General features: G+C 49.4%; 9 protein-coding genes. 2 read left to right on the top strand and 7 right to left on the bottom strand.

The genetic code is table 11. From position 1 onward, the window contains the following. The coding region (locus C8D73_RS05105; protein WP_113077517.1) for a 4Fe-4S binding protein at positions 1 to 176 on the bottom strand (176 nt) is incomplete at its 3' end. Between the two features lie 275 nt (positions 177 to 451). Here C8D73_RS05105 and C8D73_RS05100 point away from each other — a divergent pair. Next, positions 452 to 1,120, top strand: coding sequence for a TetR/AcrR family transcriptional regulator (locus tag C8D73_RS05100; RefSeq protein WP_113077516.1), 669 nt, complete (start codon positions 452 to 454; stop codon positions 1,118 to 1,120). A 32-nt stretch (positions 1,121 to 1,152) separates the two neighbouring features. Further along, complete coding sequence (locus C8D73_RS05095; protein WP_113077515.1) at positions 1,153 to 3,570, top strand: PAS domain-containing hybrid sensor histidine kinase/response regulator; 2,418 nt, start codon at positions 1,153 to 1,155, stop codon at positions 3,568 to 3,570. A 71-nt stretch (positions 3,571 to 3,641) separates the two neighbouring features. On the opposite strand, the gene C8D73_RS05090 is transcribed toward C8D73_RS05095, so the two are convergent. Genes C8D73_RS05090 through C8D73_RS05065 form a run of 6 tightly spaced genes read right to left on the bottom strand, consistent with a single transcriptional unit; the run spans position 3,642 to position 9,410 of the window. Further along, a complete protein-coding gene (locus C8D73_RS05090; protein ID WP_113077514.1) occupies positions 3,642 to 4,313 on the bottom strand; it encodes an ABC transporter ATP-binding protein in 672 nt (223 codons plus the stop codon). After that, positions 4,306 to 5,250: an ABC transporter ATP-binding protein gene (locus C8D73_RS05085; RefSeq protein ID WP_113077513.1), complete on the bottom strand. Its 945-nt coding sequence runs from the start codon at positions 5,248 to 5,250 to the stop codon at positions 4,306 to 4,308. The genes C8D73_RS05090 and C8D73_RS05085 overlap by 8 nt, the downstream gene beginning before the upstream one ends. Then, positions 5,244 to 6,068: an ABC transporter permease gene (locus C8D73_RS05080; RefSeq protein WP_113077512.1), complete on the bottom strand. Its 825-nt coding sequence runs from the start codon at positions 6,066 to 6,068 to the stop codon at positions 5,244 to 5,246. The genes C8D73_RS05085 and C8D73_RS05080 overlap by 7 nt, the downstream gene beginning before the upstream one ends. Further along, positions 6,065 to 7,006 (bottom strand): ABC transporter permease, encoded by a 942-nt coding sequence (locus C8D73_RS05075; protein WP_113077511.1) that lies wholly within the window; start codon positions 7,004 to 7,006, stop codon positions 6,065 to 6,067. Before C8D73_RS05075 ends, C8D73_RS05080 begins: the two co-directional genes overlap by 4 nt. Next, a complete protein-coding gene (locus C8D73_RS05070) occupies positions 7,006 to 8,565 on the bottom strand; it encodes an ABC transporter substrate-binding protein (RefSeq protein WP_113077510.1) in 1,560 nt (519 codons plus the stop codon). The genes C8D73_RS05075 and C8D73_RS05070 overlap by 1 nt, the downstream gene beginning before the upstream one ends. Then, complete coding sequence (locus C8D73_RS05065; protein ID WP_113077509.1) at positions 8,562 to 9,410, bottom strand: class I SAM-dependent methyltransferase; 849 nt, start codon at positions 9,408 to 9,410, stop codon at positions 8,562 to 8,564. The genes C8D73_RS05070 and C8D73_RS05065 overlap by 4 nt, the downstream gene beginning before the upstream one ends. Positions 9,411 to 9,477: the final 67 nt, after the last annotated feature.

The raw sequence follows: 9,477 nt of genomic DNA, 5'->3' as shown, positions 1-9,477 counted from the left end.
TCTACAAAAATCGCAAAGTCAGGGCAGCGTGTTTCGCACTGGCCGCATTGGATACATTTATCCTCGGCGACCACCTCTACTTTTTCGATCTCGCTGATTGCCAAAACCTGTTTGGGACAAAATGCTACGCAGATCCCGCAGCCTTTGCAGCGATTTGTATGGACCTTCAGACTCATAATCGCGACCTCCTTCTTTCTCAAAAACTATCCGCCTTAAGCGGAACAAAAATAATTAGAAAAAATAAATAATAGTTTTCTGTGATTTCAACTCTATTATATAGGAAAGCATCGGCGATATAAAGCCCTAAAATTGTGAAAAAATAAAATAGCAAAATTTTTTGATGAAACAAAGTGAAGTTTGGAAAGATAAATTTGTAAAGTTTGTCTAAAAAACTTATAATAATATATAATAATGGAGAAATAGAAATATTTATTGAAAGGAAGTTTGATTTATGCGCGAAATAGACAAAACCTTACCTAAAGATCAGAGAATATTGCTGGCAGCAGAGGAAGTTTTCAGCCGCCGCGGCTATGTGCAGGCGACTTTAGACGAGATCATTGCGCTTGCGGATACAGGTAAGGGCACGGTCTATAAATATTTCGGCAATAAGGATAACTTATTTTATACGCTTGTCGCCAGTAAGATAGAGCCTTTCCTGCAATGCCTGCAGGAAGTGGTTGCTTCAGGTAAAAGCACCAGCGAAAAAATCAGAAGCTATATGCTGGCGCTGCTGCCGTTTCTGCGGGATAATAAGGATCTGTATCGGATTTTATGGTATGAGGTGAGCGGCAATCAGCGCGGCTTTCATCCGGTATTTTTAAACGATGGTTCCTGGGAAATGAGTTCTTTGTACGGTGATACTCTGTCTGAAGATGAATATAACCGTATCCTGCGGTACCGCAATCTGATCAGGGAGCAGGTCTTATGTCTGGTGACGATTATCAGCGAAGGTATGGAGACTGGCTTTATGAAGCAGGGGCAGCCTACGATCACGGCTCACCATTTATTCGGCGGGGTAACGATGTCGGTGCTGCACTATGTGGGTCAGCCTGAATTTACCGATGCTGAACTGGCGGATCTGATCGTCGACAGGTTTTTGTACGGGCATGCTGTAAGATAACCTTGGCTTTGGCCGCGGAAGGGTGAGAAAGCTTGGAAAAGAAGCTTTTATTAGAACAATTCAACAAAGATTTTGCCGCGATGCAGCGTGGTATGATGATGCAGTTTGATAAGCTGCCGCTGCCAGTATATGTATTGAGGGTAGAGGCCGATGCAAGCGGACTGCCTCAGGATTTTATCTTTGTTTATGCCAACAGCGCCTGTGCCTCTTTTTTGGGTATCGACGGTAAAAATTATCTTTTGGGAATGTCTTTCAGCGATATTTGGGGCGATAACGGCGCCAAATGGCTGAATATCTATACGAAAACAGCGTTGGAAGGTCTGACCCAAAATATCGAGGATTATAACGAAAATTTAAAAAAATATCTGTCGGTCGACTGCTATCAGCCGATGTACGGCTACTGCGGCTGTTTTATGCGCGACGTTACCCAGCGCCGGGATATGGAACGGCAGCTGTACGAGGAAAAAGAACGTTACCGGGTCGCGATGGAATCCAGTATAGATCTGCTGTTTGAATATGATATCAGATTACAGGTGATGCATTCCTGGAGCAATATAGCTTCTGAAAATTCTCAGGAAAAAACACGGCGCAGTTATATCCCGGATTATCTTTCCGTGGTCATAAAAGAAAATCTTGTCGATCCATCGGATCGGGAGGCTTGGCTGGGCCTGTTGCGCGGTGAACGCAGTGAAGAAGCCCTGGAAATCAGGATGCGCCGTTATATTGACGAACAGATAGATAACAAGTGGTATTTAGTGCAGGCAACGACTGTTTATGAACAGGGACTGCCGGTACGCGTTGTGGGTACGATGCGCGATATCGACGCCTGGAAACGGATGCAGCAGGAAAAGCAGTTGGTCGAAAGCCTTAATTATGAGATCAATCACGTGCTGGGCGATATTTATTATGCCGTAGTGCATTTTGATCTGGACGCAGGTACTTATCATTTTGTTGAGCTGACCGGGCAAAAATGCGTGGACTATCCGTATAACGGCACGTGTGAGGAATTTCTGGCCTATACCAGAGATGTAGTACCGCGCGAGGACTGGCATAAATTCAGGCAGCGTTTTAATTTACGGGAGATGCGCCGGGTTTTGACTAAAACCGGTGATAAGCTGGAAATGGAGCTGCGTCGCAAAAACGGCGGGGTCTATAAATGGATCAGTCTGATGGTTTCATATCTGCCGGATTACAGCGGTTCGAAAAAACAACAGGCGGTCCTGGTGGCGCGTTTTATTGATGATGAGCGCCGCCGTGAGATGGAACAGCAGCAGGAATTGAAGGAAGCTTTGGTGGCGGCGCATACTGCTAATGAGGCGAAAAGCGCTTTTTTGTCGCAGATGAGCCATGATATCCGTACGCCCATGAATGCGATCATCGGAATGACGACTATCGCCAGGCAGAATATTGAGAATAAAGTCAAAACGCTGGACTGTCTTAATAAAATTGGCAGCAGCTCCGCCCATTTGCTGGAGCTGATCAACAGTATTTTAAGTATGTCGAAGATCGAAAGCGGTAAAGTTATTTTAACAGATGATGAGCTGAGCCTGCCGCAGCTGCTGGAGGATGTACTAAATATCATCCGCCCGATGGCCGGTAAAAAAATGCAAAATCTGCGGCTGGAGCTTGAAGAGCTGAAACATGCGGAGGTTATGACTGACAGTACGCATCTCAAGCAGATTTTGCTTAATGTTTTAGGTAATGCGGTCAAATATACTCCGGAAGGTGGAGAAATCGTTTTGGGGCTGCAGGAGCTTTCCGCAGTGATCCCGCAGCGTTCGCAGTATGTTTTTACTGTCAGCGATAACGGTCCGGGGCTGTCGGAAGAACTGCTGCCGAAAATTTTTGATATGTTTGAACGCGGTGAAGACAGCCGTACAAGTAAAATCGAGGGGACGGGACTGGGGCTGGCAATCTGCAAGAACCTGACAAATTTGATGGCCGGCACTATCGAAGCCGCCAACAGGCCGGAAGGCGGCGCAAAGTTTACCTTAACGCTGCCGCTGCGCTGGCTGGGCGATGATGCAGTAAAACCGCTGCCGGCAGTAAAGCCTGCGGGCAGGAGCGATTTTTCGGGACATCGGGTACTGATAGTTGAAGATAATGACCTGAATATGGAGATCGCTCTGGAGTTTCTGCAAAGCCTGGGGTTAGTCTGCGAGGGTGCTGAAAATGGCCGGCGGGCAGTGGAAATGTTTAATGCATCTGCGCCCGGTCATTATGAAATGATATTGATGGATGTGCGGATGCCTGTTATGAACGGTTATGAAGCAACCAGGGAGATTCGCAGGCTGGCGCGTGAAGATGCGCGGCAGATACCAATTGTGGCAATGACGGCTGACGCATTTTCTTCAGATATCAAGATGGCGCTCAATGCCGGGATGAACGAGCATCTGAGCAAGCCGGTCAGTATCGAACGGCTGCAGGAAGTACTGGGACAATGGCTGTAACGGCAGGAGAAGCGGTACTGATGTTCTTATTAAAGTAAAACACCCAACGCATAGCGTTGGGTGTTTTTTTGTCAGGTGATCCTGCCTTCCTGCATATATAGCTGGCGGTCGCACATATAATTGATTACGGCTTTGTCATGGGAGATAAAGAGGAACGCCATCTGTTCCTGCCGGCGAATATTTTTTAAAAGCTGTAGGATCTGTGCCTGGACGGAGATATCCAGCATTGATGTCGGCTCGTCCAGGATAAGCAGTTTCGGTTTAAGCAAAAGCGCACGGGCGATACTCAGGCGCTGTACTTCGCCGCCGCTGACCTGATGCGGATAACGGTCCAGCAGGGCAGGTGACAGTTTGACTGTGGCCAGTGCGGCTTCGATAATCTCGCTGCTGTCAGGCAGATCAAAGATATGCAGCGGTTCACGCAGGCTGGCGCCCAATTTCAGCAGCGGATCAAAAAAGCTTTCAGGACGCTGCGATATGAACTGTACTTGCTGGCGAAAGGGTTTCAGCTGTTTCTGAGACAGCTGAGTCACGTCCTGCGTCTGAAAGATGATTCGGCCGCTGTCTGTCGGCAGAAGCCGCAGCAATACACGTGCCAGAGTACTTTTGCCGCAGCCGCTGGGTCCCATCAGACCGACTGCTTCTCCGGCAGCGATCTGCAGACTGCAGCTTTGTAAAACATCGTATTGCCTGCCGCTGCTGCGGTCCCAATATTTTTTAGAAACTTCGACAGCTTCAAGCATAGAGGAAGCACCTCACTTTCGCGGTGCCGCTGTCATAGACAGGCGGGACTTCCTGCAGACAGCGTTTTTGACAGCTGGGGCAGCGCGGCGCAAACCGACAGCCGGGCAAATGATCCTGCGGTAATGGCGGCAGGCCGGGCAGCGGCTGAAAGCCGTTTTCCGGCAGTGCTGCCAAGAAAGCCTGGGTATATGGATGGCGTGGGCCGGTAAGGACTTGGGGACCGTATTCGACGATCTGGCCGGCATACATAACGGCGATGTTGGCGCAGATAGAACGTGCCAGCTGTAAGTCGTGGGTGATGATGAGCATACCCAGTGACTGGCTGGTTTTTATTTTCTGCAGATTTTCATAAACAACGCCGCAGGCTGTTTCGTCCAGTCCTTTGGTAGGTTCGTCGGCCAGAAGCCACAGGGGCGAGCAGCAAATACTCATCGCGCATAATACGCGCTGCAGCATGCCGCCCGAAAGCTCATGCGGATAAGCGGCGAGTACGCGCTCTGCATCCGGTAATCCGAAAAAGGTCAGCAGCTGTTGCTTGCGCTGGTTGGTTTTATCCTTGAATCCGGCAGTCTGCAGGATATCGTCGAATTGCCTGCCTATTGTGCGCAGCGGGTTGAGTGAGTCGCCGGGATTTTGGGGTATCAGGGCGATTTGCTGTCCGTAAAAACCGGGCAGGGAAGTGTTGTCTGCCAGAATATCTGTACTGCGGTAGAAAATATTGCCGCTGCGAGCGACATAATCGGGAAGAATGCCTAAAATAGCCTGCCCCAAAACGGATTTACCGCAGCCGCTTTCTCCGATGATACCAGTGATTTGTTGGTGACGGAAGCAGATGTCAACACCGTCAACTGCCCGAACCAGTCCACCGGGGACAGGAAAGTGCACGTAAAGCTGATGCAGCACCAGATCAAGTGCTGCAGAGTTTAAAGTTACCATTTACGCACCTCATCAAAGCGTACATCCAGTTTGTCACGCATAAATTCGCCCAGATTATTGATAGCGTAGATCAGAAAAAAGATGCAGGCTCCGGGTATCAAAATCAGATGCGGTGAACTGCGATAATACAAAACAGCATCGCTGACCATCACGCTCCAGTCGGGAGTCGGCGGCTGAACGCCAAGGCCGAGGAAGCTGAGTCCGGCAATGGACAGAATCCCGCGTCCCACACGGATAGTGAACAGAATAAGCAGCTTGTTGACAATATTGGGAATGATGTGATGCAGCAGCAGCCGACTGTCACTGCATCCCAGACAGCGCAGACCTTCGATGAAAGGTTCTTCTTTAAGCTGCATGACTTCAGCGCGCACGATACGGGAAAATCCGGCCCAGGAGGTAATGACCAGCGCCAGTACCAGACTTTTGATGCTGGGACCGAAAATGCCGGCAATGGCGATCATAAAGCAGCTGCCCGGAATGCCTTGGAAAATGTTGCTGGCGACAGTGCACAGCATATCCAATTTGCCGCCGTAAAAGCCGCAGAAGAGACCGATTACCAGGCCGACACCAAGCGACAGAATTGCCGAAGCCAGTGAAAGCAGGATCGAAGCACGGCCACCGTAAAGAATGCGGCTGAACATATCGCGTCCCAGAGCGTCAGTACCAAAAAAATGCTGCCAGGAGGGCGGCTGCAGACGGTTTGCCATATCGGGTTCAAAGGGATTGTGTGTAACCAGGAGCGGTGCCAGGATACTGGCGCCGATAATGAGCAGCAGCACACTGGCCGCACAGTAAAATTGCAGGTTTGATTTTTTCATGACCGCTCACCCAGCTTTACCTTGGGATTGAGATAAGCGATCAGCAGATCGACCGTTACCATCACCAGGATCAGCGTACAGCCGCTGACCAGAACATAAGCCTGCAGTACCGGATAGTCACGGTAGCGGATGGCTTCCAGTGCCATGCTGCTGATACCGGGGATAGCAAAAATGCTTTCGGCTATTACAGAACCGCCCAGAACGCTGGCAAAATAATTGCCCAGCAGAGCGATGACGGGGATAATGGCATTAGGCAGGGCATAGCGTGTGAGCAGGTTGAATTTATTGATTCCACGTACTTTGGCGACCAGAAAATACTGACGGCCAAATTCTGTCAGCAGTGCGCCGCGCATAAAGCGGCAGACAGTGGCCATGGTGGCAAAAGCCAGAACGAAAGCCGGCAGCAGGAAATATTTCAGGCTGCCCGTACCGCTGGTGGGAAGCCAGCGCAGCTGTTCGCTGAAAATAAGGATCAGGATCAAAGCCAGCCAGAAACCGGGAATCGAGAGCATGATATTAGTAAGGTTTTTGACGAAGTTATCAAAAAAGCTGCCGCGGTAAACTGCACAGATGCTGCCAAAAAAGATACCGCCCACACCTGCCATCAGCAGCGCGAGTACAGCCAGCTCCAGCGTCACAGGCAGGCGCTGCGCGATCTCGGCGGCAATGTCGCGGCCGGTGATATAGCTGCTGCCAAGATCGCCCTGCAGAACTCCCATCAGCCACAGACCGTAGCGCAGCCACAGTGGTTTATTCAAACCAAGTTCTTCGCGCATCGCTTCGAGCTGTTCTTCGCTGGGGGCATATAATCCGTCCTGATTCAGGACAAATTCAGCCGGATCGCCGGGCGATAAGACGCCCAGTATAAAAGCCAGCAGGCTGATGCCCAGCAATACGGGCACAGCAGTCAGGATTCTTTTACAGCAATAACTAATCATCAGTCTATCAACTCAATTTCTGCTAAATTAACGCCGTAAACCAGCGCATCATAATTTTTTAAACGTTTGCTGTAAGCAACGATGCTGCGGTCGTTGAATAACGGTACTACAGGCTGGTCTTCGATGGAAATAAGCTGCAACCGATCATAAATGGCACGGCGTTTATTTTCATCTGTGCAATGCTTGGCCTCCTGCAGTAAAGCTGCGACCTCATGATTTTGGTAAGCCAGGCAGCTGATCTTATTGCGGCTGCCGTCCGGCATCATAAAAGTATAAAAAATACTGTAGGGGTCGCCGTTAGGCAAGCCCTGCTGTACGCGGGCAATGTCATAGTCGCCTCGGCGCATCTGCCGGGCCATGGTGGCATATTCCAGCGATTGGATCGTCACATCGAGGCCAATGATTTGCAGCCAGTATGAGATCAGTTCTGCTTCGCCTTTCTGCAGCGGTTCGCCGCCATTGATGCAGTAGACCACTTCGCAGCGTTGTCCGCCTAACACTTCACGGGCCAGTTTTCGCGCCTTTTCGGGGTCATATTCTACCGGATAGTCTTTATAATAAGGGCTGGTGTAGTTCAAAAGATTGGCAGTTGGTTCGGCATAGTTTAAATATAATGCCTGGACCAGATCTTTTCTGTCGATCGCCAGGCTGACGGCCTGACGCATACGTACATCGTTAAAAGGAAATCTGCTGCCGTTCAGGGCCAAAAAGCGGATCATCGTCGATTTATTGGTCGATATTGCAAAACGGTCATCCTGTTTGATTTCCTCAGCCAAAAAGGGCGGAATGGCGTTGATGTCCAGAACTCCTAAAATTTCGCCGGCCTTTAAGGCCGCATAACGGACGTCGGGATTGGGAATATTCCTGACTACGATTTCGGGCACCTTTGCTTTAGTGCCGTAATAAGTATCGCTGCGGGTAAGGCGGACATATTTGTTCAGTACGTTTTCAGTGATCTTATAAGGCCCTGTACCTATAGCGAAGCCCTGAAAATTGCCGTCGGGAGCAAAGCATTCCGGGGCATAGACAGGGCTGCCGAAGTCGATCATTTTATACAGCTGGTTGACGTTGGGCTCGGCAAAAAGGAATTTTAAGGTGTAATCGTCGATTTTTTCGTAACGAATCAGCGACGGATAAAAGGTTTTGATATCCAGACCATAAAAAGAGGAACGTTTGACGCCTAATTTCATCCGCTCAAAGTTTTTGATAACGGCATCGGCATTAAAAGGGCTGCCGTTGTGGAACTGTACGCCCTGGCGCAGATGGAAGATCCATTCTTTGCCGCCGTCCTTCATCTCCCAGCCTGTGGCCAGGCAGGGTTTGGGCAGGCCGTTTTCATCTTTGGTGATCAGTGGTTCCCAAACGCCTAAAATCTTGCTGCAATAGTAACCGTCTTTTTCGCCTGGGGCCAAATTTCTGCCGGCAGCTAAAACAACGGCGTTGTTTTCAGCTGTGATATTTTTTTCCTGTTCTGAGGCAGTTTGCTGCACGCCGCAGCCGCCAAGCAAAAGCACGGCTGTCGTAAGCAGCAGTAACAGGGGCTTATAAAAATGTTTCATATTTTCATCCCAGATTTATTTTTTACAGAAATAATAACAGTAGTGCGCGGCTGGCTGATCGTATATCGTCCGTCTGTAAAAGCTGCCTGTCCGGTAAAAGCCTGCAAAAGCTTTGCCTGCTGCTCATGAAAGATTTGCGCAGTCAAATCAGCCTGCATTTCCTGACTTACATCAGCCAGGTCGAGGAAATACTTCTTTTTGGGGTAAGTTAGAAATTCTACGTTGGCCTGCAGACCAAGCCGCCATAAAAGCAGCGGCAGCAGCTGATAATCAAGACATTCAGGACAGGACACGCCGTTTTTCTGATAAAGGCTGTAAAAGAACGGCCGCTGGATAGTTCTGACGATGATAAAGCCCTGGGTACTGTAAGCGTGCATTTTCAATAAAGCGCTTTTTATGTCGCGGATACGGTAGAGTGAATTGACACTGACGATGTAGTCGAATACAGCGTCAGTTGTAAAATCTTCCCATTTGCCTGCCTGCGTGCGAATATTGCCGATACCTTCGGCAAGCCGCCTCTCTTCAAGCACAGCCAGCATGGCAGGTGAAAAATCAAGACCGAGGATCTGCTGAGAATATTGTGCCATCAGCAAAGTGAAATTACCGCTGCCGCAGCCTATTTCCAAGATGGTTTTATTCCTGCCCAGAAGGCCGGCCAGTTTATCGGCAATCAGGCCGGTATCGTGATTGAGATTATATTCCTGTGTATATCGCGGCGCCAGCCGGACCCAAAAATCATTTTCTGCCTGGTCATTGAATTTGCGGTTGTCGGTATCGCCGGCAGCGTTCCAGCCAAAGGTTTCCTGCCAGACTGCGTTGAAGTCGATATCGGTGAATTTAAGCATAGCGGTAACTGCCTCCTGCTATTACAAAATCAAAGAGGGCATACATACCCTCTTTGATAATGGAAGT

This window comes from Phascolarctobacterium faecium DSM 14760, from assembly GCF_003269275.1.
In the GTDB taxonomy this organism is placed as follows: domain Bacteria; phylum Bacillota; class Negativicutes; order Acidaminococcales; family Acidaminococcaceae; genus Phascolarctobacterium; species Phascolarctobacterium faecium.
This window is presented reverse-complemented; position numbering and strand designations above follow the sequence as displayed.

What these genes read in the sequence shown, in the direction of transcription:
- C8D73_RS05075 (WP_113077511.1), bottom strand. Translation starts at nt 7,006, where the DNA reads ATGATTAGTTATTGCTGTAAAAGAATCCTGACTGCTGTGCCCGTATTG.
- C8D73_RS05065 (WP_113077509.1), bottom strand. Translation starts at nt 9,410, where the DNA reads ATGCTTAAATTCACCGATATCGACTTCAACGCAGTCTGGCAGGAAACC.
- C8D73_RS05080 (WP_113077512.1), bottom strand. Translation starts at nt 6,068, where the DNA reads ATGAAAAAATCAAACCTGCAATTTTACTGTGCGGCCAGTGTGCTGCTG.
- C8D73_RS05090 (WP_113077514.1), bottom strand. Translation starts at nt 4,313, where the DNA reads ATGCTTGAAGCTGTCGAAGTTTCTAAAAAATATTGGGACCGCAGCAGC.
- C8D73_RS05100 (WP_113077516.1), top strand. Translation starts at nt 452, where the DNA reads ATGCGCGAAATAGACAAAACCTTACCTAAAGATCAGAGAATATTGCTG.
- C8D73_RS05070 (WP_113077510.1), bottom strand. Translation starts at nt 8,565, where the DNA reads ATGAAACATTTTTATAAGCCCCTGTTACTGCTGCTTACGACAGCCGTG.
- C8D73_RS05085 (WP_113077513.1), bottom strand. Translation starts at nt 5,250, where the DNA reads ATGGTAACTTTAAACTCTGCAGCACTTGATCTGGTGCTGCATCAGCTT.